The sequence below is a fragment of the Metabacillus sp. cB07 genome (assembly GCF_016839225.1).
GTDB classification, from domain to species: Bacteria; Bacillota; Bacilli; order Bacillales; family Bacillaceae; genus Bacillus_P; species Bacillus_P indicus.
Map to the genome: position 1 here is coordinate 1,384,648 of NZ_CP069296.1, position 25,894 is coordinate 1,410,541.

Here is a 25,894-nt window from a genome sequence, read left to right on the forward strand (position 1 = left end):
AAATCTTCCTTAAAAAAGTAGAAAAGTTTTCCATATTATAAATTTCTGTGATTTAATAGATTTGTATTAGCAATGAATCTAGTAACGGAGGTAGTTAAATGAAAAGAACCATCAGCAGCTTCATGGCATTTGTCATGATTTTTTCCCTGTTTTTCAGCCAGGCCGCAGGTGCAGCCGGGGCTGATGTTCCTAAAGAAGAAGCCCTTCTCAAAGCAGGAACACCTGTTGAAGGACAGTTTGAAGAAGGCGAAAATGTAAAATGGTATACTGTGGATCCTTCTGCAGCAGAAGTTAAGGATTTCACTCATCTCAGAGTGAAATTTCAATCAGAGCTTGAGATGAACATCACCGTTTATTCAAGTCTTGAAAACGCCGTTGATAACCGCGCGTTTGACAGATATATGGGATATTCCTATGCGAATGAACCGGTACAGCTTGATTTCCCGGTAGCATGGGCAGGCCCTTTCTATGTGAAAGTAGAGCATTATCCGTATGAAGAAGAGTACATAGAAGGAGAAGAAGCACCGGAAGCACCGGCTGCAGCCTATACTCTTTCTTATGACGGGGTAACACTTCCTCCTTCAGAATACATGAGTTCTGACGAGTGTCCGGCTGAGCTGAGCACGAAGGAAAGAGAAAACGGCAAGGCGATTTTGAAAGACCTTAGATCAATCCGTGAAGATGTGCTTGCAAAAACGGAAAACGGCAAGGAACTTTCCGCTATGTATTATAAAATCGCGCCATTTTTGAGCACGAAAATGGTTTTCAGCAAAACGATCCGCGATCAGGTCTACCAAGATCTTGTTCAGCTTAAAGGTCTATTTGCCGAAGTTGCTGAAAAAGGAAGCAGCAGCACGTATAAAGTGACTAAAGAGGATCAGGATGCCATTAACCGCCTCTACTCGACAGCACTTGATTCAGTTCCATCGTTCCTTCAGGATTCTATTAAGAAAACCGGCAATGCTGTCGGCATCAGCAGTTTAACAAACAAGACGGTATCATCCATTCTTCAAAAGGGGGGCTATAGTGTCCCTTCAGCAGGAAGTACTGAACACCGTGTCATCGTTAAACTCAAAGAAGGCAAAAAGCTGAGCAGCATTCAATCGAAAACAAAAGCATTCGGCATTCAGTCTGCAGCACCTTTAAAAGCAGACAAATCCATCATTCCAGATACGTATGTCATGGAAGTTGAAGGCAGCACAGGAGGCTTTAAAGCTTCTTCAAGCAGTCTGAAATCTGCAGTAAGCAGTCTTTCAAAACTGCCTGAAGTAGAATATGCAGAGCCTGTTCAGCGCTATCAGTCATTTACAGCCGACGCCCAATATCCTTACCAGTGGTCACTTAAAAACGAAGGCCGCGACGGAGGAATTCAAGGTGCAGACATCAAGTTTGAACAGCTTCAGGAATTGCTGAAAGGCAAAGACCTGAAAGATACAGTCATTGCCGTTGCCGACACAGGAGTTGATCACACGCTTGCTGATTTAAGCGGTCAAGTTCTGACAGACAAAGGCTACAATTTTATTTCTAAAAATACAGATGCCATGGATGACAACGGTCACGGTACACATGTATCCGGCATCATTGCCGCTAAAGCGGGCAACGACTATTCTATGGCCGGGATTAACGCGCATGCAAAAATCCTTCCGGTAAAAGTCCTTGACGCAGCAGGAAGCGGTGACACAGAAGGAATCGCTTTTGGCATCAGATATGCGGTAGATCAGGGAGCGCAGGTTATTAACCTGAGCCTTGGCGGAGGATACAGCCGCGTGATTGAGAGTTCGTTAAAGTATGCATATGATCGCGGGGTAACAGTAGTTGCTGCAAGCGGTAATGACGGCATGGAGGAGCTTTCTTATCCGGCTTCATCTAAATATGTTATTTCTGTCGGCGGAACAAACAGAATCGACCTGGTTTCAGACTACTCCAACTATGGAAAAGGCCTGGACCTTGTAGCACCTGGCACAGACATTCCGAGCTTAATGCCCGACGGAAACGTTACAAACATGACCGGTACGTCTATGGCAACACCGCATGTTGCAGCGGTTGCAGGTCTGCTTCTTTCACACAAGCAGGATCTGACTCCTGCTGAGATTGAAAAAATTCTCACGAAGACCGCTCAGGATATCGCTTTTGATGAGCAGGATAATCCATGGGAAAACTATGAAGAGTACCCTTATGAGGAAGAAATCCCTTACGAGGAAGAAGAAGTTATTCCTGGATATGACAGAGTATCCGGATGGGGCCGCCTTGATGCTCCTGCAGCAATCAACGGAATCGGAAAGAACTTTACTGAATGGACGCGCATCGCGGGTGAAAACCGCTTTGAAACAGCGGTAAAGCTTTCTGAAGAGGGCTTTGAAACGGCAGAGACTGCAATTATAGCAACAGGCCGCAATTTCCCGGATGCCCTGAGTGCAACACCTTTGGCGTATAAAAACGATGCACCGCTTCTTTTGACAGATACAAATCAGCTTCCAGTCATCGTGCAGGATGAATTAGTAAGACTGGAAACGGAAACGGTTATTCTTGTCGGAGGAAAAACAGCTATTTCTGCAAATGTAGAAAAACAGCTGAAAAATCTTGGCGTGAAGAAAATCAAACGCATCAGCGGCGCTGACAGATATGCCACTTCTGTCAAGATTGCAGAAGAGCTGGATGAGCCTTTCTTCGCAGCAGTTGCAACAGGAGAAAGCTTTGCAGATGCCCTTTCTATTGCACCTGTAGCTGCATCTTTGGAAATGCCGATCCTTCTTACTAAGAAGAACAGTGTGCCGTCCGTTGTCAGAAACTTTGTCGATGAGAGCGGAATTGAACTTTCTTATATTATCGGGGGAACAGGCGTGATTTCTGACAAAACGGCAAAATCATTCCCGGAGCCTGACAGAATCGGCGGTTCTGACAGATACGTGACGAACAGCAGAATCATCTCTTACTTCAGCGACACGCTGAATATGTCGGCGCCATATATCGCTACAGGAATGAACTACCCGGATGCCCTTGCAGGATCTGCCCTTGCAGCAATGAGCGGAAGTCCTGTCATCCTTACAAGCCCGTCGGGAGCCAAGCAAACGACGAAAGATACACTAGCTGATTATGCTGACACAGCTTCCATGTATTATATCATCGGCGGAGAAACAGCTTTACCTGAAGATTCTATTCTTTCATTATTTGAATAAGAGTTTATGAATCAGGCCCCGGCATTTGCCGGGGTTTCTTTATGTCAAAAAAAGTCGAAAAAAATCAGCTGAAATAATAGATTGTACCTATTACATTCAGCACTGATAGAATGTATAATCTAGTAGATTTGATACATAGGAATAGGGGGATATTATGAAAAAGGAAATATTGCTGGCCTGCGGGCTAATGCTCGCCTTGCCTGGCGCACAGGGATTTGCGGCAGAAAAAACGACAGAGAAATGGTCTGCAGCGCAGGTTCAGGCAGGCCAAATGAAGGCTTTTGGATTTGATGAAGAAGAGGGAGTGTATTATGAGGAAGAGCCTAACGATATTTTGACTAAGGCTAATCCTGTTGAGACTGGCTATTCAATCTTCGGCAAAACAGTCAATCAAGCTTCTAACAATGGAAAAGATCTCGATTATTATAAGTTTACAGTAGATGGCGAGGCGCATTATAACCTCATTGGATTCACTGAAAACGGCAAAGAAAGCACACTAAAGATCCGCTTGCTTTCGTCAGATGGAAAAGAATCAGCTAAAAGCACATTCTATGATGAAGATGAAGGATTGAGTTTTCAAAGCATTGAAGCTCAAATTCCAGCGGGAACTTACTATTTAGAAGTGTCTAATTCAAGTGCTGTCAGCCTAAACGAACAGTATTCACTTTACCAGGATGCAATGGAGAAATATCAGAGAATTTCTGGGGAAGACCGCTACGAAACAGCTGTAAATATCTCTAAGGAAGACTGGTTTGAAGGCGAAACAGATACGGCCGTTCTTGCAACCGGTACAAGCTTTCCGGATGCATTAAGTGCTACACCGCTTGCATACAGTGAAAATGCTCCGTTGCTGCTTACTAGACCGGGAGCACTTCCGGGCGCTGTTAAAAAAGAGTTAACCCGCCTGGATGTCACAAAAGTCATCATTGTCGGAGGAACAGGAGCGGTTTCTGCTAATGTTGAAAAAGAATTAAAAGGCATGGGACTGAGAGTTTCAAGAATCAGCGGTTCTGACCGCTATGCAACATCTGCTAAAATTGCAGAGAAAATCGGCACGTACGGTCCGGTCACTCTAGCAACAGGCTTAAGCTTTGCTGACGCTCTGTCAATCGCGCCAATTGCGGCACAGATGGAGATGCCGATTCTTCTGACAAGAAAAGATTCAGTGCCTGGAGCTGTTTCAACGTTTATAAAAAACTGGGAAGTTGACCGGACATATATTATCGGAGGACCCGGCGCAATTACAGACGCTTCTGTAAAAGCATTGCCTGGCAAAAAACGCATCAGCGGTGCAGACCGTTATGCAACGAACAACAAAATTATTGATACATTTATTGACGATATTGACGTTTCTATGATGTATTTTGCAACAGGTGCAGACTACCCGGATGCCCTTGCAGGTTCTGCTCTTGCTGCTAAATATTTTAGTCCTGTTGTTCTTGTAAATCCAGTAAAGTTCAACTCATCTACTTATGAGACAGTTCAAACTTACAAGGAACAAACATTTATTAACTACATCCTCGGCGGAGAGAAAGCTCTTCCTCAAAAAGCAATCGACCAGCTTTTTGAATAAAGCCATAGCATGAGAAAGACCGGTGAGCATTAGCTGCACCGGTCTTTTCCATTTAGAAGTGATTTAAAACCTCTTTATATTCATCATAACATCCTTCAGCACATCCACTGAACCTACCGGATCCTCTGAATCTTCCAGACTGTGGTCAGCCCCGTTTATGAGGACACGCTCAAGAAATGGATTTTCAGAAAGCTTCTCAAAGCGCTCCTGGTCATAGCAGGGGTCTGAATCGCCGATGATGCATAAACCTCTCTTTTTGCTTGTGTACATGCCCTCAAATACATCATCCCTTTTCAGCAAAGGCGTGAGCCAGACAATTTTCGCATCGAGGAATGCCGTTCTCCCAAGTTCAGCAGCAAGTGCGATCGTGCCGAGTGATTTTCCTATCAAATAAAAGTGTTCATAGGAGTGCGCGCTTAATACGGTATCAATGACATGCCGGACATCTCTTTTTAACGCATCATCAAGCTCTTTATCTGAAAATGATTCATAAAAAGGCGACTGGTAGGAGTAGTTAAGATGCAGGACATCCTCACCGCGGTTCAGGAAAATTCCTGTTGAATAGTGAAACAGCGGGCCCTGCGCTGTATATCCGTAGCCCGGAAACATAACAGCAAGTGTTTTTCCTTGAGAGGCTTTTCTGAGCAGGGAATAGGAAACAGTGCCGTCTTTGTAGCCTGTGATGGAATCTTTCTGGATTTGAACCATTGGATTTTATCCTCTCTTTTTTAGTATGATACTACTAATTCCACTAATTGGGTGCAGATTCCTTTCTTGAGTAAAAAAGAAGCTTATCTTTCGCCGGGAGAGGGTAATACATTTGGTGGCGCTATGATAACACTATAGAAAAAAGGTGAGCAGATGATCCGGTTTGAGAATGTGACAAAGGTATACAAAGACGGTACGAAGGCAGTAAACGCCCTGGACTTAACAATAGAAAAAGGCGAGTTTTTTGTCTTTATCGGGCCTTCCGGCTGCGGCAAGACGACGACGATGAAAATGATCAACAGGCTGATTGATGCCACAGACGGCACTGTCAGCATAGATGGCAAAAATGTTCATGATTATGACATTCACGAGCTGCGGTGGAATATAGGGTATGTTCTCCAGCAAATTGCGCTTTTTCCTCATATGACGATTGAAGAAAACATCGCGATTGTTCCTGAACTGAGGGGATGGAATGCAGAGAAAATACGGAAACGCACAGATGAACTTCTGGAAATGGTATGGCTTGATCCGGATACATACAGAACAAGAAAACCGAATGAGCTGTCCGGCGGTCAGCAGCAGAGAATCGGGGTCATCAGAGCTCTTGCTGCAGACCCGGATATTATTTTGATGGATGAGCCTTTCAGTGCACTAGACCCGATCAGCAGGGAAAAACTCCAGCAGGATATCATTGACCTGCAAAAGCGCATTCATAAGACGATTGTATTTGTGACTCATGATATGCAGGAGGCCCTTGCTCTCGGTGACCGGATTTGTGTGATGAAAGACGGGGAAGCTGTGCAAATTGACACGCCTGAAGCGCTCGTCAGACGTCCCGCCAGCGATTTTGTCAAAGAATTTATCGGAAACAGAGGACAGGCTGCTGTTTTGGAAGGATCCATTGAACCGTGGATCAGGCCTCTGCAGGAAACAGATCCGCTCAAAAAACCGATATCCTTTACGGCAGACCGGAAGGAAGCCCTCCAGAGACTGGTGACAGAAGACATGATACCTGTTGAGCGGAACGGACAGATTGTCGGGACCATAACGAGAGAGTCCGCGGTACAGTTTTTAGCCAGCCGTGCGGAAGAAAGAGGGAGAATATGACGGCATTTATTGATGTATTTAAAGAACGGCAAAGCGAGCTTTTAGCTGCTTTGCTTGAGCATATCCAGATCTCCTTTATTGCTTTGCTGCTCGCGGTCGCCATTTCCATTCCGCTGGGCATTTATCTGACAAGAAAATCAGGAGCCGCAGAAGGAGTGATTGGTGTTTCTGCCGTCCTGCAGACCATTCCGTCCCTTGCCCTTCTCGGACTGCTGATTCCTCTTGTCGGCATTGGAGTAGTGCCTGCCATTATTGCACTGGTCATCTATGCACTGCTTCCGATTCTGAGAAATACGTACACCGGCATTAAAGAAGTGGATTCTTCCTTAATTGAAGCGGCCCGTGCGATGGGGATGAACAGCATGAAACGGCTGTATAAAGTAGAACTGCCCCTTGCCATGCCGGTCATCATGGCTGGTATCCGCACGGCGATGGTACTGATCGTTGGAACCACCACACTGGCTGCCCTTATTGGTGCAGGAGGACTCGGAAAACTCATTCTGCTTGGAATCGACAGAAATGACAACATGCTGATTCTGCTCGGAGCGATTCCCGCAGCCCTGCTTGCTATTTTCTTTGATGCTGTTCTGCGGGGCGTTGAAAAAGCGGCATCGAGGCGATCAATGAAAGTCATCGGCATTGCAGGATTAATTGCCATACTGGCTGTTGCTGTGCCCCTTGCGTTTGGTGCCGGCAAGAAAGACATTGTCATTGCAGGAAAACTGGGGGCTGAACCGGAAATTCTGATCAATATGTACAAACTGCTGATCGAGCAGGAGACGGATCTTGAGGTTGAATTAAAGCCCGGTCTTGGAAAAACGACATTCGTCTTTAACGCTCTAAAATCAGGAGACATTGATATTTACCCTGAATTTACAGGAACAGCAATTACGACCTTTTTAAAAGAAGAGGCCGTCAGCACTGACCGGAAAGAAGTATACGAGCAGGCAAAAGCAGGTATGCTCAAGAAGTTTGACATGGCATATCTTGAGCCGATGTCATTCAACAATACGTATACACTCGCTGTGCCTAAAGAAGCTGCAGAACAGTACGGCCTTGAAAAAATGTCAGATCTTAAACCGGCTGCAGGGAATATAAAAGCAGGGTTCACTCTTGAGTTTTCGGACAGGGAGGATGGCTACAAAGGTATACAGAAAGTTTACGGCACCACCTTTGCGAACTTAAAAACAATGGAGCCTAAGCTCAGGTATGAAGCCATTCAGACAGGCGAAATCAATTTAATTGATGCTTATTCAACAGACAGTGAACTGAAACAATATAATCTCTTAGTCCTTGAAGACGATAAAAATCTGTTTCCTCCCTATCAGGGAGCACCGCTGCTTAGAAAAGAAACGCTCGATGAGCATCCAGAACTCGAGGAAGCCCTGAATCAATTGTCAGTAAAAATAACGGATGACGAAATGAGAGAAATGAACTATCAGGTAAATGTTGAAGGGAAAACGGCTGCAGAAGTTGCTGAGCAGTACTTAAGTAATGAAGGTTTGTTAGGGAAGTAAGGAGCAAGAGGGAGAATGTCATGATTCTCCCTCTTTTTCTGATGGATGTGTTAGACAAAAAGGATTTCTGACAGAAAAACAAGAATAAAGAAAGAAGATCATTCCGGAGGTGAAGCACAAATGAAAGCTGACGGAGTATTTGAAGGCGGAGGAGTCCGGGGCATTGCGTTTACAGGTGCTATTCAGGCAATGGAGGAAGAAAAAATTGAATGGGAGCGCCTTGCAGGGACATCTGCGGGTGCAGTCATTGCCGCCCTTTTGGCAGCAGGCTATAAAAGCTATGAAATCAGGGAGCATCTCATAGAGCTTGATTTTACAAAATTCAGGGGCAGAACCTTTTTGAATTACATCCCCATCATCGGCGGACTGCTTCAGCTCATGATTCATCTCGGTTTTTACAAAAACAGCTATCTGGAAGAATGGATAGACGGTCTCCTTTCGGCAAAAGGGATTCGCACATTTGCAGACCTGCCCCAAGATAAGCTGAAAATCATTGCCTCAGACGTATCCAATGGCGAAATACTTATCCTGCCTGATGATCTGCCCAAATACAAGATGAAACCCACCGATCTGAAAGTCTCTAAAGCGGTTATGATGAGCGCATCTATTCCCTTTTTCTTCAGGCCGGTAAAATGGAAATCATCTTCCCAGTTCACTTCCTATATATTAGATGGCGGATTGCTGAGCAATTTTCCGATCTGGCTGTTTGATTCGAAAGAAGAACCTCGCTTTCCAACCTTCGGCTTCCGTTTTATTAAAGAAGAAATCAAGGCGGGGGCTGTTATACCGACACCCGTTCATCTTTTCAAAAATATGTTCAAAACGATGCTGCAGGCACACGATCTTAGACATTTGACTGAAGAAACAAAAGGACGCACAGTCCAAATTCCTACAGGAGGAATAACAGCAACTGATTTTAATTTGAATAAAGACGAAATCGAGTTTTTGTATCAATCAGGGTATTCTTCCGCACAGCAGTTTCTGAAGAGCTTTGATTTTGAGAAATATAAAGAAATACGAAAGAAAACCAAAACCGCTGCGGGTCTGTAACTGGCCCGCTTATTTGCAGTTTATGCTGGTATCCTATTCAAATTTGACTATAATAGATGATGAAGATTCATCAACTTAACTATTAAGGAAGTGAAGGAAATGGACGCATCTCAACAACATACCCGGCTGGTTGTCGCAGGTCTTCTCCTCGGTATTTTTATGGCTGCAATTGATAATACCATTGTTGCAACTGCCCTGGGATCGATTGTCAGTGATCTTGGAGGACTTGATCAATTCGTGTGGGTGACGTCTGCCTATATGGTGACGGTGCTTGCGGGTATGCCGATTTTTGGAAAGCTTTCTGATATGTACGGACGAAAACGGTTTTTCATCATTGGACTTATCATTTTTCTTGCAGGATCTGCCCTGTGCGGGATTGCACAGAACATTACTCAGCTGAGCATCTTCAGGGCTATACAGGGAGTTGGCGGCGGTGCGCTTCTGCCAATTGCATTCACCATTGTTTTTGATATTTTCCCGCCTGAAAAACGCGGGAAAATGACAGGACTTTTAGGTGCAGTGTTCGGATCTGCATCTGTTTTCGGCCCGCTGATCGGAGCTTATTTAACAGAATACATCAGCTGGCACTGGGTTTTTTATGTGAACATTCCGATCGGCCTTTTATCTGTCATTCTTGTCGGAAAGTTTTATCATGAAAAAGCAAAGCTTGAAAGCCAGAAAATTGACTGGGCCGGTGCCCTCACGCTTGTAGCCGGCGTTGTCAGTCTTATGTTTGCTCTTGAGCTTGGAGGAAAAGAGTTTTCCTGGACTTCATGGCAGTCCTATTCCTTGTTCGGCTCTTTCGTCTTATTTTTGATTTTATTTTTAGTGGCAGAAACAAAAGCAAAAGATCCAATCATTTCCTTCTGGATGTTTAAAAGCAGGCTGTTTGCAAGTTCACAGATCCTTGCCTTTTTGTACGGGGGGTCATTTATTATTCTTACGATCTTCATTCCGATTTTCGTTCAGGCAGTATACGGAGGATCAGCAACAAGTGCCGGTTACATTCTTATGCCTCTTATGCTTGGGTCTGTTGTCGGCAGCGGGCTTGCGGGTGCTTTTATGACTAAAACAAGCTACCGCAGCATTATGTTTGTTTCCATCAGTTCCTTTATAGCCGGAATGGGGCTGCTCAGCACGATGACGCCGGACACGGGAAGGCTTCTGCTGACGCTGTTTATGATACTTTCAGGATTTGGCGTCGGATTTTCCTTTTCGCTCCTTCCAAATGCGTCCATTCATAATCTGGACCCTCGTTTCAGAGGTTCAGCGAACGCAACGAATGCCTTTTTCAGATCGCTAGGCATGACAATCGGAGTGACAATCTTCGGAGCTATTCAAACAAAAATCTTTATAAGAGAGCTTGAAAATGCCGGTTCTGCCGGCAACGGTTTTGATATGGGCAATCCTCAGGGAATTTTTCAGCCGGAAGTACGGGAGCAGATTCCTCCCGGGGTGCTTGAACCGGTTGTAAATGCGATGTCAGATTCAATTACCGCCATGTTCCTGTTTGCCCTTATTCCGCTTGGAGCTGCCCTGATCACCGTCTTTTTCATGGGTAAAACAAGACTGATCACCGGGAAGAAAGAAGAAGTATCCGCCAATTAAAAAAAGAGCTTAAATGAAGCGTGCTGCTTTGTTTAGGCTCTTTTTTATTATGGAAGGTTTTTAAAAAATTGAGCCAAAAGGCGGTCTTATCAGACATACTTCCGTATACTGAGAGTATTTATTCGCTATTATAAGGAGAATCAGAACCTGTCCATGTTCCTGTTTTGAATGGGATTGAACATACCATAGGAAGACATAGGAAAATAAAACTAGTTTGAATTTTTTGATAATATACTCTTTTTCCTCTATGATTGTAAGCAAATGACAAGAGGAGTTGGGAAAATTTGAAGAAAAAGGCGATTCCTGTTTTGCTGACAGCGAGCTTCCTTCTTGCCCCTGCAGTCAGCGCAGAAACACCATACTATGGAAAAACGTATACACAGCCCGAACAAGTAAGGCCGCTTTTTCCCGATGTTGCATTAACTGATGAAACACCGGCTTTTACTAAAGGTGAAGAAGCCTTTACCACCCAGGAGGAAATGCTTGCTTACATAGAAGAACTCAAAAAAAAATCTCCATACGTATCAGTAAAAGAGATTGGCAGATCGCAAAACGGAATGGCGATTCCTGCGCTTTACTTTACAAAGGACGGGAGCATAAAACCGAGCTACGCATCGCGTAAGCCGACGGTCTGGATTCAGAGCCAGATTCACGGAAATGAGCCTGCAAGCGGTGAATCCATTCTCGCCATCGCAAATCGTCTGACTGGCGAGCTTGGGAAAGAGCTGCTCGATGATATCAATATTATTATTGTTCCACGTGTAAATCCGGATGGTTCTTACAATTTTAAACGACAGCTTCAAAATGGCCTTGACGGCAACCGTGACCACGTCAAGCTTGAATCGCCGGAAGTGCAGGCGATTCATAGAGAATATAATAAGTACACGCCAGAAGTTGTCATTGATGCCCATGAATATACGCCATACACCCGTTCGTTCGACCGGTTTGGGGATGAGGGTCTTCTGAAGTATCATGATATCCTGCTGCTGTCAGGCAGAAATTTAAACATTCCTGAAAAAATCAGAACCATGTCAGACAGCCTCTATGTCGAACCGACGTTTGATGCACTTGAAGATCAAGGGTTTTCAGCTGACCGTTATTATACATCGGCTGTGACAAATGGTGAAATCGATATTTTAGAAGGAGGGACAGAACCGCGCATCGGAAGAAACTCCTTTGGACTGCAGCCTGCTTTTTCGTTCCTTGTGGAAAGCAGGGGCATTGATATTGGGAGAGAGGACTTCGGGCGCAGGGTTGCAGCACAGATTGCGACACATGAAAACATCTTAAGACAAACAGCAGAAAATGCCCGAAAAGTGAAAGTGATCGTTGCAGCTGAACGGGCAAAGCTAGTTAAAAAAGGCCTGCTTCCAAAAGACAATGATCCTGTTTATGTGAACAGTGAGGCATTGGAAATAGATGGACAAACTCTTGAAATGGTTGATATTGCAAGCGGAACCGTTCAGGATGTGCCTGTTAACTACTTCAGTGCAACAGAAGCTGTTCCGACATTGACACGCGAGCGTCCGACCGCATATGTCCTGCAGCCTGATCAGGGTGATGCTGCAGCAAGGCTGATGAATCAGGGGGTAAAAGGATTTAAGCTTCCGAAACAAATGAAACTCCCTGTTGAAGCCTATCAGATTACAAGCAAAGAAGAGACGGAACAGTACGAAGGAAAGCAGCTGGTCGAAGTAGAGACAGAGCTCACTAAAAAAGAGGTCGTTTTCCCGAAAGGCTCATATATCTTCCTGTCTGCTCAGCCGCAAAATAATCTGCTGTCTCTCTCCCTTGAGCCCGAGTCGATTGACAGCTATGTCACATTCGGCTATATACCGTCAGAGATTGGAGAGGAATTGCCGGTTTACCGGTTTATGTTTGATGGAAAAAAGCTGAAGTAAGGTAATAAAAAAAACAGATCCCGCTAAATAGCGGGATCTGTTTTTTATTGTTAAGCAGGAAATTATAAAGAATAAAAGGCTGTGAATAACATAACAAATTTATCCTCGTCCAGCTCCAGCGCCTAGATCCTCTGTCAGAACAAATCCGTCAAAAAAGTCAAACCCGGACTTTTCCGTCGGATTCTTATCTGCCTATCGGATCTGACCAAGGCGCTTGCGCTTTTGTTCTTATAGTACGATACTTACAATAATCGCTGACAGGATACTCACAAGTGTAGCACCGTAAAGCAGCTTCAAACCGAAACGTGCAACTACGTTTCCTTGTTTTTCATGCAGACCCTTCACCGCACCGGCAATAATTCCGATGGAAGAGAAGTTGGCAAAAGATACAAGGAACACAGAGATAATACCAAGTGTACGCTCACTGAACGTATCTGCAACATTTGCAAGGTCCATCATGGCTACAAATTCGTTTGTCACAAGCTTTGTTGCCATGATTCCGCCCGCAGCTACTGCTTCATTCATAGGAACACCCATGATAAAGGCGAATGGGGCAAAGATGTAACCGAGAATACCCTGGAATGTAATGCCGAAGACCATATCAAAAATGTTGTTGACCGCTGCAATCAGTGCAACGAAACCGATCAGCATGGCACCGACAATAACTGCTACTTTGAAGCCGTCCATGATGTATTCGCCAAGCATTTCAAAGAATGACTGCTTTTCTTCTTCCTGAATGACGAGAATATCTTCTTCATCTGAAACAGTGTAAGGATTGATGATTGAAGCAATGATAAATCCGCCGAACAGGTTGATGACGATTGCCGTTACAACATACTTTGGCTCGATCATTGTCATGTATGCTCCAACAATGGACATGGATACAGTTGACATGGCAGATGCGCAAAGCGTGTAAAGACGCTGTGATGTCAGCTGTCCAAGCTGTTTTTTAACGGTGATGAAAACTTCTGATTGACCAACGATGGCAGATGCGACAGCGTTGTAAGACTCAAGTTTTCCCATTCCGTTAACTTTGCTCAGTACAAAACCTATGCCCTTCATGACAAAAGGCAAAATCTTAAAGTACTGGAAGATCCCAATCAATGCTGAAATAAAGACGATTGGAAGAAGAACATTCAGGAAGAACGGAGCTTGTCCATCGTTCGCGAGTCCTCCAAAGACAAACATAATTCCTTCATTTGCATATTCGAGCAGCTTTCCGAAACCGTCGGCAATAGCTGTAATTAAAATGAGTCCGAATTTGGTATTCAGTAATAGGAACGTTAAAGCGATTTGAATAACAATCATTAATGCAACTGGTTTAAACTTAATCTTCTTTCTGTCGCTGCTTGCAACCCAGGCAAGACCCAGAACAATCGCAAGTCCAAGAAGGGCAATCAGGTATTTCATTTCGTTCACCTCTATGATGGAATAGTAATCGTTTTTTGAAAGAATACTGTATACGCTTTCATCAACTTTGAAAAAGAGAGTCAGCGTCATCTGATGTCTGACCTCTGACGTATTCAACTATAATAGATTTATAGGAACAAAGCAATAACAAATTTTTAATTATTTATAGGATAATCTGCTGCTCATACGCAGCAGCAATCCCTCAAACTTCGGATGGAAATATTGAACAACAAACCCAAGCGTCAGTGTTACAGCAAATGTGCCGATGCCGATTGCTCCCTGAAAAGCAAAAGCGAGAAGCAGCGCAAAGGTTTCGCTGATGATCCTTGAATTTCTTAAATTAAGACCGAAACGGGTATGGATGGCAACCATCAGTGTATCCATCGGACTTGCAGGGAACTTTGCCTGAAGATAAACCGCAACGCCAATGCCCATTGTCAAAATCCCGGCAATTAAAGCAGATGCCTGGAAGAATAATCCTGAAGGGGAATAATGTTTTAAAACGACAAGAAGCCAGAAGTCAATTAATGCACCAATTAAGAGAATGCTTCCTGCTGCCAGCAGTTCAGGTTTCTTTTTCATCAAAAATGAGTTAATAAAGATCAGCACGATGCCATTTATAAAAATACAGGTACCGACTGTGAGCCCAAATAAATTGGATTCTCCTACTGCAAGGGCGTCCCATGAGGATGCGCCGAGACCTGATTTGATAATCAGCGCCACACCGAGCGTAAGGGCCAGTAAGCCTGTGATAAAAAATAGTGTTCTTTCTTTCATGGAGTTTCCCCTCTCAAGTGGAGTTGTTTAAATAGTGGTTAGTCGTCAGACCTCTTGAATTCGTTTTCATCATATCCAATAATCTTCCCTTTGGCAAGAGAAAATGAGGTGGAAGAAGAATCCACAGGTTCGGGGGGAAATGAAAAAGCCGCAGAAACCATGTTCTGCGGCTTTTCTTCAGCTTAGCTGAGTCGTTCTTAAAAACTCTTTTGTACGCTCTTCTTTAGGATTTGAGAAGAACTCCTCCGGGTGTCCGATTTCAACAATTCTGCCTTCGTTCATATATACGATCCAGTCGGCAACCTCTCTCGCAAACTGCATCTCATGTGTGACGACAACCATAGTCATTCCTTCTTCTGCAAGCTCCTTCATCGTTGCGAGCACCTCTCCGACAAGTTCCGGATCAAGAGCGGATGTAGGTTCGTCAAACAGCATGATTTCAGGCTTCATGGCGAGTGCACAGGCAATGGCAACCCGCTGCTTTTGTCCCCCTGACAATTTGTTCGGATAGACATCTGCTTTGTCGGAAAGGCCAACTTTTTCAAGGAGAGCCCGTGCTTCCGCTTCAGCCTGGTTCTTTTTCATTTTCTTTACCATCAGCGGTGCTTCCATAATGTTTTCAATCACTGTTTTATGAGGGAACAGCTGAAAATGCTGGAACACCATGCCGACTTTCTGGCGGACTTCGTTGATGTCATGTGTGCCCTGTGTGACTTCTTCGCCGTTTATGATGATTTTTCCGTTATCTTTTTTCTCAAGAAAGTTAAGGCACCTGAGAAGGGTACTTTTACCGGATCCGCTTGATCCGATTAAACAAACAACATCGCTTTCACCAACCTTCATATCAATATCTTTTAGGACATGCAGGTCGCCGAATGATTTATTCAGCTTTTCCACTTTGATCATTTCTTTTGATTCCAAAAAGATTCCCTCCTTTAGCGGTCACTGATGGACATTTTCTTTTCAAGTCCGTTTACAACGAGTGTCAGAATTGCAACCAGTATTAAGTAGTAAACGGCAACAATCAGCAGGAATGTCATTTCATCGAAATTGTTTGAACCGAGTGTGGTCGCCACGTTAAATAATTCATTGATGGAGATAAATGCTGCCAGAGAAGAATCCTTTAAACCGATAATCATCTGGTTTCCAAGAGGAGGAAGCGCACGTCTGAACGCCTGAGGCATGATGATGCGCCTCATTGTGAGACCTCTTGTCATGCCGAGGGAACGGCCCGCTTCCATTTGACCTTTGTCGATGGACTGGATGGTGCCCCTGAAAATTTCAGCAATATAGGCACCATTGTGGAAGGCGAGAGCAAGGGATGCAGCCCAGAAATCAGGGATTAGAAACAATCCGCTGAAACCGAAGTACAGAATGAAAATCTGAACGATTAATGGTGTACCGCGGACAAGGTAAATATAAGCATCCGAGATCCAGCCGAGCACTTTCAGTTTGGATATTTTCAGCAATGCGAAAAAGAGGCCGATGACAATCCCGATTAAAATGGACACTACTGTCAACTGGAGAGTGACAAGCATCGCATCGAAAAATACGCCTCTGCTTGCTATGAGAGAATCAAAAAAATGAGAAAAGCTAGGCAATATAAACAACATCCTTTCTGTACAGGCAGTGATTATTCCGGTTTAGTTGTAATGTCTTCTCCAAAATACTCAATGCTGATTTTCTTCAGTGTTCCGTCTTTGCGCAGGTTTTCGAGTGCTTCGTTAACACGCTTTAAGAGTTCGGGGTTGTCCTGCGGAATAACAACAGCCTGTTCACTTCGTTCAATCAGCTGCTGTCCGGTAATGTCAAATCCGCCTTTTGCTGCACTTTTTCCTGTTACAAAATCGGTGATCACCGCGTCATGGCGGCCTGTACTAAGCGCTTTAAGAGCAGTGATATCGCTGTCGTACATCTTTATGTTGTCTGTATATTTCTCTGCGGTTGCAGCATATGTAGAGCCTTTGGCTACAGCGACTTCTTTTCCTTTGAGATCTTCAACTGTTTTGATGCTGCTGTCAGGACGCGTGAAAATTTGAGGTCCTGAATAGTAGTAGGGTGTGGAAAATGACACGTGCTTTGCCCGCTGGTCATTGATGGTGTGGCTTGCCACAGCGGCGTCGGCCCGGCCGGTTTTGACACCTTCAACAATCCCTTTGAATTTAATCCGTTTCTGAACGGGCTTAAGTCCAAGCTCCTTCGCAATTGCTTCTCCGACGGCAACATCAAATCCGGTCATCGTCATATCGTCCTTCACGTAGCTGAATGGTTTGAATTCACCTGATGCAGCAAATACAAATTCATCCTTGTCAATCAATTCTGTTCCGTCTGATAATTTTTCTTTCTCAGCACAGGCTGATAAAAAAACACCTGTCATCAGAAGCAGGATCATAAGATATACTTGTTTTTTCATAAGTTGCTCCAAGTCTCCTTTCTGTATGGTATGAGTGATTATGGTAAACAGGAAAAAATGCGCTAGTTGTACATACCCTTATCTTACTTACTGTAATCGCATTTTTTAGAATTTTTCAGAAAAAGAAAATGTAAACTTGCATAAAAAAAGAAGCAGCTTTATAGCTGCTTCTACTGCATAGCATTCCATTCAATTTCTCCTGCCTGCTCTTCGTAATCAATGCTTACTTTAAAGTCATGCTTTTCGTAAAAGTGCACAAGACGGTCGACGTGATCCCAGTCTCTTTTGGCGATATCCCCGGTTATAGATGGAATGTTCTGGTCTTTAGCGATTTCTTTTAAATAATTCATGCAAATTGATCCGTAGCCTTTGTTTGCAGGGCCTTTAATGTCGCCAATATGAATGGCCTGATCGTCTGAATAGGTGGCATGAATGGAAAAATCCCATTTCCCCCGATAGGCTGTTTCACAATCATTAAGCATCACTTTGCATGAATCACCGTCATTTTGTGCATAAACAACGACCCATTTGTCTTCTTTTGTCTGATCAATTCCGACAACTTTCCACCTCTTGGCGATTTCCTTGAGATTATCCTGCATTCTATAAAGCTGAAACTGCAGTTCTTCCGCGTCCACAGGTGCCTGATTTCCGCCAGTCAGTACAGATTGATACATAAATATCTCCTTCCTTTATGGTAGTCCGTACGTAAAACACAGTTATCTATTGTACTGGACTGGAGCAAAAGCATCAACCGTTTTGCTCAAATTGGAAGGAGTTGCTTAATAAAAAAACGGCGCCAGTACAGGCGCCGGATGCTAGTCTTCATGACTGTCATAAATACAGTGGTCAAAACTGTCATTGTGGATTTGATTCAGTTCCTTTACCCCGTAAATTAAAAACTGGTGGTCGTCGCCATACAAGTCAAGCTTGTTTGCTTTTTTATACTGCTCTAAAGCTGTGCGTGCTTTATCTTCTTCTGTAAAGACACCAACTACGTTTGAAGCCTCTCCACAGTCTGAGCAGCCTATATCAACTACAACATAGTACATGAAATCACCCTTTATGCTTTCATTCGTCCCTTATTTTCTCACGATGGCCGGGTGAAAACAAGGAATTGGCATAAGCGGATCAGACATCCAGTGTCTGAGGTGTTTTCTGTCCGCTGTTCATCAGGCGGATCTTGTTCGGTTTAATGGCAAGAACAATATAGTCCGGGTCATCAGGACCCTTGAACCAATTTTTCATATGCTCATTCCAGATACGGTCTTTCAGTTCCTGGTCTGTGCTGATTTCCGCTGTTCCTTCAAACTCTACATAGGAATCACCATATCCCTCACCTTCATAGCCAAGCAGGATATGTACGTTCGGATTTTTTTCAATTTCATCTGCTTTGTGCGTGTGAACATTAGTCGGGGTATAGAGCATGAGTTCATCATTGGAAAAGGTCATATAGCGGGAGTGGGGTTTATCGTCCACGACGGTGGACAATGTGCCGACTTTGTGTTTCTCAAGAACGTCCAGAACTTCTTTGTTCAGTGTCTGCTTATTCATACATACATCTCCTTTAAACGTGATAGTGTATGTATTCCTTCCTTTCCTTTATCTAAAACCTGAAAGTGAAAAGGGATGCTTTATATTGGAGTGGAAATACCCGGATTAATCATCGTCAGCTCCCTGAAGAAACGTTTTTCATCTTTTGGCAGCGAAACAAGCGCAAATTTTGAATAGGCAGGGCGGCTTGATGAAAAAGAACCTGTGTACACAATTTTCAGGCGCTTGAATGTCCAGGCCGGTGAAGATAGTGGATTCATTGAATAGTGCACTTCTTTCATGTCTCTAATAAAAATTTCTTTTCTGATGAGTCCGAATACAATTTTCAGTTTCTGATCTGCAATGACAAAATAGGAGTTAAAAAGAGCATGTGCAAGAAAGGCTGCAATTAAAAAAGGAAAAACAAGAGGTGCCGCGGGTTCACCCTGATACAGGAGAAAAAACGGGAAAAGAATTAAAAACACGATGATACATACAAGAATTGGGTTTCGCTTTACTTTAAACTTCATGACAGACCTCCTCTCATTTATTTTAGCATATTTTTCCTGGAGTTATGACGGACAAATGTCGTTCTAAGTTTCTTTTAACGGAAGTTGGAGTAAGGCGGATGCGCGGAAGGAGGCCAGGGTAAGTTAAGGGAAATGAATGAAATATAAACTGGTATAGACAACTAGTTGAATAGATGTTATAGTATGTGTGAAAACGGATGCAAGGAGCTGTAATGATGGCACAAATATGCTTATTGAACGCTGAAATTTATACTGGCGAATCCATTATTGAGAGTGGGTACGTTTTAATAGAAGATGAAAAAATAAAAGAAGTCGGGATGATGGAGGATTATCAGGAGCAGAGCGGATTTGAGCGCGTAATTGATTTAAAGCACGCTGCAAAGGCCGTGCCGGGGTTTATTGATCTCCACATCCACGGCGCACATGGCGCGGATGTGATGGATGCTACTGAAGAAGCGCTGCAAACAATGACTTCAAAGCTTCCATTTGAAGGAACAACAAGTTTTCTGGCAACTACAATGACTTCAAGTAAAGAACAAATTTCTAAAGCGCTTGTTAATACAGCCGGATACTTAAAAGAAAAAAATCAAACCGGTGCAGAGATCCTTGGCATTCACCTTGAAGGTCCATTTTTAAATCCGAAACGCGCAGGAGCTCAGGCACCCGGAAATATTATTGAACCCTCAGTTGAACTTTTTGACAGGTGGCATGAAGAGTCAGGCGGAAGTATCAAACTTGTGACACTGGCAGCGGAACGCGAAGGCGGGTATGAGCTTGCGAGCCATTTAAAGAGTTTGTCAATCGTCCCGTCAATCGGCCACAGTGATGCTGTTTATCAGGAAGTGGAGACGGCGGTTGCAAGCGGAGTTCATCATGCAACACATCTTTTCAACGGGATGAGAGGCATTCATCATCGCGATGCAGGCACTGCCGGCGCTGTTCTGATGAAGGATGAAGTGATGACGGAAATGATTGTGGACGGCATTCATATTGCACCTGAAATGGTCAAGTTTGCTTATAGAATGAAAGGCAGTGAAAGGGCCATTCTCATAACAGATGCCATGCGTGCTAAAGGGCTCGGTCCAGGCACATACGATCTTGGCGGACAGGAAGTAACAGTTGACGGGGAGCGGGCGACACTCGCCGATGGAACACTGGCGGGAAGTATTCTTACATTTAGAGATGCAGCGGTCAACATGATGTCATTCACGGGATGCTCTCTTTTGGATGCTGTCACGATGTCATCTGTTAATCCTGCTAAACAAATTGGGGTCTACGACAGAAAAGGGAGCCTTGAGAAGGGAAAAGATGCAGACATTGCCGTGCTCGATGACGAGTTAAATGTGATGATGACGATCTGCAGAGGAACGATATCTTTTACAGGGAGTGCTGACAAATGAAGCTGATTGAAGCGAAGGATTACAAGGAAATGAGCATACTTGCTTCAAGAATAATCTCAGAGCAGGTCCGGTCCAAAAAAGACTCAGTGCTTGGGCTTGCAACGGGAGGAACGGTTTTAGGCACCTATCAGCAGCTGATCCTTGACCATCAGGATAACGGAACAGACTACTCTGAAGTTAGAACTTTTAATCTGGATGAGTATGCAGGTCTCCATAAAGATGATGAAAACAGCTATCATACGTACATGAAGAAGCATTTTTTTGACAGCGTCAATGTCTCTGCTGCCAATACACATCTTCCTGACGGAGAAGCATCCGACTTAGAGAAAGAGTGCGGGGATTACGACAGGCTGATCAGCGAAAGCGGCGGCATTGACCTGCAGCTTCTGGGAATAGGTCAGAACGGGCACATTGGATTTAATGAACCGGGCAGCTCATTTGATTCAAACACCCATCTTGTGAAGCTTGCACAATCGACCCGCGAAGCGAATGCAAGGTATTTCGACAGAATCGAAGATGTACCGAAACATGCGGTTACCATGGGAATCGCTTCAATCATGAGAAGCAAAAAAATTCTTCTTCTTGCATCAGGTGTTCAAAAAGCAGCTATATTAAATGATCTTTTTCATGCGGATGTATCTGAAGATATTCCGGCGACTGTCCTTAGAAACCACCCGAATGCAGTGATTATTGCAGACCGGGAAGCCCTGTCAAAGCTTCAGCCGGATGAAAGGAAGATGTTTGCAAGATGATTCAAAAGAACTCACCCCTGCCAATCTACTATCAGCTCGAAGAAGCCATCAAAGAAGCAATTCAAAATCAGGAGCTGACACCAGGCCGGATGATTCCATCTGAGAGAGAATACGCGGAAAAGTACGGAATCAGCAGAATGACTGTCAGACAAGCTCTTTCTAACCTTGTAAATGATGGCTTTCTTTACAGACAGAGAGGGAAGGGAACGTTTGTCGCCCACCAGAAAATTGAACAGCCGCTTCAGGGGCTGACCAGTTTTTCTGAGGATATGAGGTCGCGGGGCCTTGAACCAAGTACGCGGGTCATCAGCTTCAAGGTAGTGCCTGCAAGTCATGACCTTGCTTCCGAGCTTGAGGTGGAAGCGGGAACATCCCTTTTTGAATTAAAACGGATCCGGCTTGCAGACCAGCTGCCGATGGCCTATGAAATGCTGTACATTTCAAAAGAAGTGGCACCCGATCTGACCGAAGAAATCGCTCAATCTTCTATCTATGAGTACGTGGAAAATAAACTGGGACTGAAGATTCAGCATGGACGCCAAGTTCTTGAGGCCTCTATTGCCAGAAGGACAGAAGCGGAAATGCTCCAGGTCGAAGAAGGTGCCCCGGTCCTGATGATCGAGCGGAGAAGCACGCTTGAATCAAATAAACCCCTTGAAGTCGTTAAATCTGTTTACCGGGCTGACCGCTATAAATTCACCATTGATATGGAGCGATTCTCATGAATAAACGCGCAACAGAAGAAAAAAACATCCGAACGTCTGCCATTGATGAAATGACTTCCTATGAGATGGTTAAACTTATGCACCAGGAGGACGCGGCAATATCTGCTGCAGTGGAGAAAGCACTTCCCAAAATTGCTGAAGCAGCCGATGAAATTGTAGCGCGATGGAACAAAGGCGGAAGAGTGTTTGTCATTGGAGCAGGAACCAGCGGAAGAGTGGGCATGCTTGATGCAGTGGAGCTCGGACCGACTTTTTCTGTAGAGGAAGACAGGTGGACGGCCATTGTATCTGGAGGAAATGAAGCGATGTGGATGCCGCTTGAGGAGACTGAAGACGATGAACACGCCATCAGGGAGGAATTGAAATCCCATTCACTGGCTGAGCAGGACTGTGTCATCGGCATCACAGCCAGCGGTTCAACTCCGTTTGCTGTAAGCGGCCTTGACTATGCGAAACAGGCGGGTGCCTGTGCAATATCGATCAGCAACAATGAACATTCCGTCATATCCAAGATAGCTGATGTTGCCATAGAACTTACAACTGGACCTGAAGTCATACGGGGGTCAACAAGATTAAAAGCGGGGACTTCTCAGAAAATCGCTCTGAACATGATCTCAACAAGTGTCATGATTCAGCTTGGGAAAGTATACGGAAATGAGATGGCCGACATGAAACTGATCAACCGCAAACTGAAAAAGAGGGCAGAGATGATTTTGGCGGAAACGACGGGCATTGATGAGGAAACAGCAGGACTAACCATGGAAAAAACGCAGTACAATCTTAAAGAAGCCATTTTCATGACAGTCACACATGCATCACGGGAAGAAGCAGGCCTCTATATTCATGAGGCTCAAGGGAGATTGAAACAAGCGATTCATCGCTTTTTCGATAATAAAAACAAGTAAGGGGGAATTATTATGTTGGGGTTTTTACAGAAAATAGGGAAATCACTGCAGCTGCCGATCGCCGTACTTCCGGCTGCCGGGCTTATGCTGCGCCTTGGACAGGATGACCTGCTCGGCATTCCGTTATTGGCGCAGACAGGCGATTTCATTTTTGCAAATCTGGCTCTTATCTTTGCCATTGGGGTTGCAATCGGCTTATCGAAGGATGGGCATGGTTCGGCCGCGCTTGCAGGTACAATTGGCTACCTGGTTTTAACGAAAGGGATTGAAGTCATCAATCCGGATATTAAGCTGTCCGTTCTTGGGGGGATTATAGCAGGTATTATAGCCGGTCTCTTATATAACCGTTTTTCAGAGATAAAATTGCCTGAATGGCTCGCATTCTTTGGGGGGCGCAGGTTTGTTCCCATCATTACGGCTGCCGTTATGCTTATTCTCTCTCTTGCATTCGGCTATCTTTGGGGTCCTGTGCAGGAAGGGATCAACAACGTGGGTGTCTGGTTAACCGAGGCTGGTGCCGCAGGTGTAGCCATATATGGATTCTTAAACCGAATCTTAATTCCAGTAGGACTTCATCAGTTTATTAATAGTTTGGTATGGTTTGTATTCGGCGAATATAACGGAGCGACAGGTGATCTTAACCGATTCTTCGCCGGTGATCCAAGTGCAGGATTTTTCATGTCAGGCATGTTCCCGATCATGATGTTCGGCCTTCCTGCAGCTGCAGCTGCCATGATTATGGCTGCTAAAAAAGAGCGCCGCAAAGCTGTATCAGGTTTGCTGATCGGTGTTGCGTTTACATCATTTTTAACAGGTATTACAGAACCGATCGAGTTTATGTTCATGTTCTTATCGCCATTGCTGTATGTTATCCACGCTGTCTTAACCGGTGCGTCGATGGCAATAGCACAGCTGCTTGATATTCACCTTGGCTTTACATTCTCTGCTGGAGCCATTGATTATGTATTGAACTTTAACGCTCCGGCTGCGAAAAATGCATGGCTGCTCCTTGTCATGGGAGCTGTGTATGCTGCAATCTATTTCTTCCTGTTCTACTTCCTGATCAAGAAGCTTGATCTGAAAACGCCTGGCCGCGAGGATGAGACAGATGAGGAAGCAATCAGCGAACCTGCTGCGGGCGGAGACAAATATGCTGCAATGGCAGCAAAATATATGGCCGGTCTTGGCGGCAGCGACAATCTGACAGAGATTGATAACTGTGTGACGCGCCTTCGCCTTAAAGTGAAGGACGCAGGTGCAATTGATGAAAAAGCACTCAAGCAAGCTGGTGCAAGAGGCGTAATCAAGCTGACGAAAACAGATGTACAGGTGATCGTCGGAACAGACGTTGAGTTTGTATCCAATGAGCTGAAAAAACTGAAATAAAGAAGAATGCCTGAATCATCTCCTGATTCAGGCATTTTTTATGCGGACAGAAAAACGGTCTGCTTCTGTCTTTACTATAAATGAGACAGCATGATGATTGAATCTGTCAGGCTGATCAATATTGCAGACGTGACCTGAATCAGCTATGTACACGGCCTGTACATCCTTATTTTCCGAGGCAATCTCTTTTACCGGCTTTAAAAATAAATGGTCTTGTTCTCCCATTAAAAACAGGACAGGAATTTTGTGGAAGTCTTTTTGAAGCTCTATCAAGTACGGATTCACGAAACGCGTCAGTGAAAACCATTGAATAAACTCTTTTTGGCACATCTTCTTTGCCTGGCTGATGAACATCGTGCGGGATTCTTTATGAGTTGCATAGGGCATTATGATCCAGGCAAACAAAGAGTAAAGCCACATATACGGGAGAATTCTTTTGCCGAGGTTGCCAACAACAAGCAGCATTCTCGTAAAGACGTTCAGTTTTGTGATGGCCCCGCCGAGAACCATGGAAGAAAGAAGCCTTGGCCTGATCTTCGCGATGGTTTGAATAACAATCGTGCCAAGTGAAATCCCGACAAAATGAGAAGAGGATATTTTCAGCCGGTCATGAACATCGATAACTTCTTCAGCAATGTCTGAAAAATCATCGCCCTCTTTCCACATCCCCTTTGCGGATCTTCCATGTCCGCGCAGATCAATGAGCAAGATGTTAAAATGTTTTTTAAATTCCCTTATTTGCTTGTACCAAATTGACGAGCTTCCGCCTGCACCATGTATAAAGGTAACCCACGGCTTTTTCTCGTGAAGTTTCAGGGTTCTGTAATATAAAATGTGTAACACCTGCCATCTGGTAAGATTATAGGTTCATAGGAACTTATATCTTAATATGAGCAGGGAACAAATAGTAGAAAAAGAGGTCAATTGTAAGAAAAGTGTCACAATTGAGAGGCAGGCTCATGTCGTGGAAGAACGCTGCGCGTGTTCTGCCATAATATGCACACAGACAAGTAGATTCCTACTTTAAAAAGATCTTAGAAACGGTTGCGGGTCCTTTAGGCTTTTGTTATAATGAAGTTACTTATTTTTGTTCGTAATATGATTAAAAAGGCACTCGTCTTGAAGAATATTATTTAGAGCAGGGATAGTAATACAATTGTGCGCTTGGCGCACGAGGAGGATACACACATGTTACAAGGTAAAGTTAAATGGTTTAACGCAGAAAAAGGTTTCGGTTTCATCGAAGCAGAAGGTCAAGAAGACGTATTCGTACATTTCTCTGCTATTCAAGGCGAAGGCTTCAAATCTCTAGAAGAAGGCCAAGAAGTTACTTTCGAAATCGTTGAAGGCGCTCGTGGACCACAAGCTGCTAACGTTCAAAAGTAATGACTGAAAAAGACTCCTGTTAAGGAGTCTTTTTTTGTCT

Annotated in this window: 24 protein-coding genes; 13 read left to right on the forward strand and 11 right to left on the reverse strand. The window is 44.3% G+C overall.

Annotation, left to right across the window (positions count from 1 at the left end; translation table 11 throughout):
- Window positions 1–98: 98 nt before the first annotated feature.
- Together JOJ89_RS06920 and JOJ89_RS06925 are read left to right on the forward strand one after the other, a co-directional pair.
- Window positions 99–3,176: a cell wall-binding repeat-containing protein gene (locus JOJ89_RS06920; RefSeq protein ID WP_203289994.1), complete on the forward strand. Its 3,078-nt coding sequence runs from the start codon at window positions 99–101 to the stop codon at window positions 3,174–3,176.
- Between the two features lie 154 nt (window positions 3,177–3,330).
- A complete protein-coding gene (locus tag JOJ89_RS06925) occupies window positions 3,331–4,749 on the forward strand; it encodes a cell wall-binding repeat-containing protein (RefSeq protein ID WP_203289995.1) in 1,419 nt (472 codons plus the stop codon).
- 63 nt (window positions 4,750–4,812) lie between these two features.
- Here JOJ89_RS06925 and JOJ89_RS06930 read toward each other — a convergent pair whose 3' ends face one another.
- Window positions 4,813–5,457, reverse strand: a complete 645-nt coding sequence (locus tag JOJ89_RS06930) for an alpha/beta hydrolase (RefSeq protein ID WP_203289996.1) — start codon at window positions 5,455–5,457, stop codon at window positions 4,813–4,815.
- A 153-nt stretch (window positions 5,458–5,610) separates the two neighbouring features.
- Here JOJ89_RS06930 and JOJ89_RS06935 point away from each other — a divergent pair, with 153 nt between their 5' ends.
- From JOJ89_RS06935 to JOJ89_RS06955, 5 genes are all read left to right on the forward strand, one after another.
- Complete coding sequence (locus JOJ89_RS06935) at window positions 5,611–6,564, forward strand: ABC transporter ATP-binding protein (RefSeq protein WP_203289997.1); 954 nt, start codon at window positions 5,611–5,613, stop codon at window positions 6,562–6,564.
- Window positions 6,561–8,081 carry an ABC transporter permease/substrate-binding protein gene (opuFB, locus tag JOJ89_RS06940; RefSeq protein ID WP_203289998.1) on the forward strand — a complete coding sequence of 507 codons (1,521 nt, stop codon included), beginning with the start codon at window positions 6,561–6,563 and terminating at the stop codon, window positions 8,079–8,081. Before JOJ89_RS06935 ends, opuFB begins: the two co-directional genes overlap by 4 nt.
- A gap of 120 nt (window positions 8,082–8,201) precedes the next feature.
- Window positions 8,202–9,131: a patatin-like phospholipase family protein gene (locus JOJ89_RS06945; RefSeq protein WP_203289999.1), complete on the forward strand. Its 930-nt coding sequence runs from the start codon at window positions 8,202–8,204 to the stop codon at window positions 9,129–9,131.
- A gap of 99 nt (window positions 9,132–9,230) precedes the next feature.
- The gene (locus JOJ89_RS06950) at window positions 9,231–10,739 is read left to right on the forward strand and encodes an MDR family MFS transporter (protein WP_203290000.1); all 1,509 of its coding nucleotides are present in this window, start codon (window positions 9,231–9,233) and stop codon (window positions 10,737–10,739) included.
- Window positions 10,740–11,023: 284 nt separating this feature from the next.
- A complete protein-coding gene (locus JOJ89_RS06955; RefSeq protein ID WP_203290001.1) occupies window positions 11,024–12,640 on the forward strand; it encodes a M14 family metallopeptidase in 1,617 nt (538 codons plus the stop codon).
- A 228-nt stretch (window positions 12,641–12,868) separates the two neighbouring features.
- On the opposite strand, the gene JOJ89_RS06960 is transcribed toward JOJ89_RS06955, so the two are convergent.
- From JOJ89_RS06960 to JOJ89_RS07000, 9 genes are all read right to left on the reverse strand, one after another.
- The gene (locus tag JOJ89_RS06960) at window positions 12,869–14,050 is read right to left on the reverse strand and encodes a NupC/NupG family nucleoside CNT transporter (RefSeq protein WP_029281968.1); all 1,182 of its coding nucleotides are present in this window, start codon (window positions 14,048–14,050) and stop codon (window positions 12,869–12,871) included.
- Window positions 14,051–14,209: 159 nt separating this feature from the next.
- The gene (locus JOJ89_RS06965) at window positions 14,210–14,827 is read right to left on the reverse strand and encodes a YczE/YyaS/YitT family protein (protein ID WP_203290002.1); all 618 of its coding nucleotides are present in this window, start codon (window positions 14,825–14,827) and stop codon (window positions 14,210–14,212) included.
- Window positions 14,828–15,004: 177 nt separating this feature from the next.
- On the reverse strand, window positions 15,005–15,733 hold the full coding sequence (locus JOJ89_RS06970) for an ATP-binding cassette domain-containing protein (protein WP_203290285.1): 729 nt from the start codon (window positions 15,731–15,733) through the stop codon (window positions 15,005–15,007).
- A gap of 29 nt (window positions 15,734–15,762) precedes the next feature.
- Complete coding sequence (locus JOJ89_RS06975; RefSeq protein WP_029281963.1) at window positions 15,763–16,428, reverse strand: amino acid ABC transporter permease; 666 nt, start codon at window positions 16,426–16,428, stop codon at window positions 15,763–15,765.
- 32 nt (window positions 16,429–16,460) lie between these two features.
- The gene (locus tag JOJ89_RS06980; RefSeq protein WP_029565381.1) at window positions 16,461–17,240 is read right to left on the reverse strand and encodes a transporter substrate-binding domain-containing protein; all 780 of its coding nucleotides are present in this window, start codon (window positions 17,238–17,240) and stop codon (window positions 16,461–16,463) included.
- Between the two features lie 170 nt (window positions 17,241–17,410).
- Window positions 17,411–17,914 (reverse strand): GNAT family N-acetyltransferase, encoded by a 504-nt coding sequence (locus tag JOJ89_RS06985; RefSeq protein ID WP_029281959.1) that lies wholly within the window; start codon window positions 17,912–17,914, stop codon window positions 17,411–17,413.
- Window positions 17,915–18,055: 141 nt separating this feature from the next.
- The gene (locus JOJ89_RS06990; protein WP_029281957.1) at window positions 18,056–18,289 is read right to left on the reverse strand and encodes a hypothetical protein; all 234 of its coding nucleotides are present in this window, start codon (window positions 18,287–18,289) and stop codon (window positions 18,056–18,058) included.
- A 79-nt stretch (window positions 18,290–18,368) separates the two neighbouring features.
- Window positions 18,369–18,791, reverse strand: a complete 423-nt coding sequence (locus JOJ89_RS06995; RefSeq protein ID WP_029281955.1) for a pyridoxamine 5'-phosphate oxidase family protein — start codon at window positions 18,789–18,791, stop codon at window positions 18,369–18,371.
- A gap of 80 nt (window positions 18,792–18,871) precedes the next feature.
- On the reverse strand, window positions 18,872–19,300 hold the full coding sequence (locus JOJ89_RS07000) for a PH domain-containing protein (RefSeq protein ID WP_029281954.1): 429 nt from the start codon (window positions 19,298–19,300) through the stop codon (window positions 18,872–18,874).
- A gap of 215 nt (window positions 19,301–19,515) precedes the next feature.
- Between JOJ89_RS07000 and nagA the strand changes: the two genes are divergently transcribed.
- From nagA to nagE, 5 genes are read left to right on the forward strand one after another with little or no spacing between them, the layout of a single operon-like run.
- Window positions 19,516–20,700: an N-acetylglucosamine-6-phosphate deacetylase gene (nagA, locus tag JOJ89_RS07005; RefSeq protein ID WP_029281952.1), complete on the forward strand. Its 1,185-nt coding sequence runs from the start codon at window positions 19,516–19,518 to the stop codon at window positions 20,698–20,700.
- On the forward strand, window positions 20,697–21,452 hold the full coding sequence (gene nagB / locus JOJ89_RS07010) for a glucosamine-6-phosphate deaminase (protein ID WP_029565383.1): 756 nt from the start codon (window positions 20,697–20,699) through the stop codon (window positions 21,450–21,452). The genes nagA and nagB overlap by 4 nt, the downstream gene beginning before the upstream one ends.
- Window positions 21,449–22,177, forward strand: a complete 729-nt coding sequence (locus JOJ89_RS07015; protein WP_203290003.1) for a GntR family transcriptional regulator — start codon at window positions 21,449–21,451, stop codon at window positions 22,175–22,177. Before nagB ends, JOJ89_RS07015 begins: the two co-directional genes overlap by 4 nt.
- On the forward strand, window positions 22,174–23,082 hold the full coding sequence (gene murQ / locus JOJ89_RS07020; protein WP_203290004.1) for an N-acetylmuramic acid 6-phosphate etherase: 909 nt from the start codon (window positions 22,174–22,176) through the stop codon (window positions 23,080–23,082). The genes JOJ89_RS07015 and murQ overlap by 4 nt, the downstream gene beginning before the upstream one ends.
- A gap of 12 nt (window positions 23,083–23,094) precedes the next feature.
- On the forward strand, window positions 23,095–24,468 hold the full coding sequence (gene nagE, locus JOJ89_RS07025) for an N-acetylglucosamine-specific PTS transporter subunit IIBC (RefSeq protein ID WP_029281944.1): 1,374 nt from the start codon (window positions 23,095–23,097) through the stop codon (window positions 24,466–24,468).
- A gap of 27 nt (window positions 24,469–24,495) precedes the next feature.
- On the opposite strand, the gene JOJ89_RS07030 is transcribed toward nagE, so the two are convergent.
- Complete coding sequence (locus JOJ89_RS07030; protein ID WP_324606977.1) at window positions 24,496–25,311, reverse strand: alpha/beta fold hydrolase; 816 nt, start codon at window positions 25,309–25,311, stop codon at window positions 24,496–24,498.
- A gap of 345 nt (window positions 25,312–25,656) precedes the next feature.
- On the opposite strand from JOJ89_RS07030, the gene JOJ89_RS07035 reads away from it, so the two are divergent.
- A complete protein-coding gene (locus tag JOJ89_RS07035; RefSeq protein ID WP_029281940.1) occupies window positions 25,657–25,854 on the forward strand; it encodes a cold-shock protein in 198 nt (65 codons plus the stop codon).
- Window positions 25,855–25,894 lie beyond the last annotated feature (40 nt).

Excerpts from the sequence above, each read along its gene's own strand:
- JOJ89_RS06920 (WP_203289994.1), top strand. The coding sequence starts at position 99 with ATGAAAAGAACCATCAGCAGCTTCATGGCATTTGTCATGATTTTTTCC.
- JOJ89_RS06925 (WP_203289995.1), top strand. The coding sequence starts at position 3,331 with ATGAAAAAGGAAATATTGCTGGCCTGCGGGCTAATGCTCGCCTTGCCT.
- JOJ89_RS06930 (WP_203289996.1), bottom strand. The coding sequence starts at position 5,457 with ATGGTTCAAATCCAGAAAGATTCCATCACAGGCTACAAAGACGGCACT.
- JOJ89_RS06935 (WP_203289997.1), top strand. The coding sequence starts at position 5,611 with ATGATCCGGTTTGAGAATGTGACAAAGGTATACAAAGACGGTACGAAG.
- opuFB (WP_203289998.1), top strand. The coding sequence starts at position 6,561 with ATGACGGCATTTATTGATGTATTTAAAGAACGGCAAAGCGAGCTTTTA.
- JOJ89_RS06945 (WP_203289999.1), top strand. The coding sequence starts at position 8,202 with ATGAAAGCTGACGGAGTATTTGAAGGCGGAGGAGTCCGGGGCATTGCG.
- JOJ89_RS06950 (WP_203290000.1), top strand. The coding sequence starts at position 9,231 with ATGGACGCATCTCAACAACATACCCGGCTGGTTGTCGCAGGTCTTCTC.
- JOJ89_RS06960 (WP_029281968.1), bottom strand. The coding sequence starts at position 14,050 with ATGAAATACCTGATTGCCCTTCTTGGACTTGCGATTGTTCTGGGTCTT.
- JOJ89_RS06965 (WP_203290002.1), bottom strand. The coding sequence starts at position 14,827 with ATGAAAGAAAGAACACTATTTTTTATCACAGGCTTACTGGCCCTTACG.
- JOJ89_RS06970 (WP_203290285.1), bottom strand. The coding sequence starts at position 15,733 with ATGATCAAAGTGGAAAAGCTGAATAAATCATTCGGCGACCTGCATGTC.
- JOJ89_RS06980 (WP_029565381.1), bottom strand. The coding sequence starts at position 17,240 with ATGAAAAAACAAGTATATCTTATGATCCTGCTTCTGATGACAGGTGTT.
- JOJ89_RS06985 (WP_029281959.1), bottom strand. The coding sequence starts at position 17,914 with ATGTATCAATCTGTACTGACTGGCGGAAATCAGGCACCTGTGGACGCG.
- JOJ89_RS06990 (WP_029281957.1), bottom strand. The coding sequence starts at position 18,289 with ATGTACTATGTTGTAGTTGATATAGGCTGCTCAGACTGTGGAGAGGCT.
- JOJ89_RS06995 (WP_029281955.1), bottom strand. The coding sequence starts at position 18,791 with ATGAATAAGCAGACACTGAACAAAGAAGTTCTGGACGTTCTTGAGAAA.
- JOJ89_RS07000 (WP_029281954.1), bottom strand. The coding sequence starts at position 19,300 with ATGAAGTTTAAAGTAAAGCGAAACCCAATTCTTGTATGTATCATCGTG.
- nagA (WP_029281952.1), top strand. The coding sequence starts at position 19,516 with ATGGCACAAATATGCTTATTGAACGCTGAAATTTATACTGGCGAATCC.
- nagB (WP_029565383.1), top strand. The coding sequence starts at position 20,697 with ATGAAGCTGATTGAAGCGAAGGATTACAAGGAAATGAGCATACTTGCT.
- JOJ89_RS07015 (WP_203290003.1), top strand. The coding sequence starts at position 21,449 with ATGATTCAAAAGAACTCACCCCTGCCAATCTACTATCAGCTCGAAGAA.
- murQ (WP_203290004.1), top strand. The coding sequence starts at position 22,174 with ATGAATAAACGCGCAACAGAAGAAAAAAACATCCGAACGTCTGCCATT.
- nagE (WP_029281944.1), top strand. The coding sequence starts at position 23,095 with ATGTTGGGGTTTTTACAGAAAATAGGGAAATCACTGCAGCTGCCGATC.
- JOJ89_RS07035 (WP_029281940.1), top strand. The coding sequence starts at position 25,657 with ATGTTACAAGGTAAAGTTAAATGGTTTAACGCAGAAAAAGGTTTCGGT.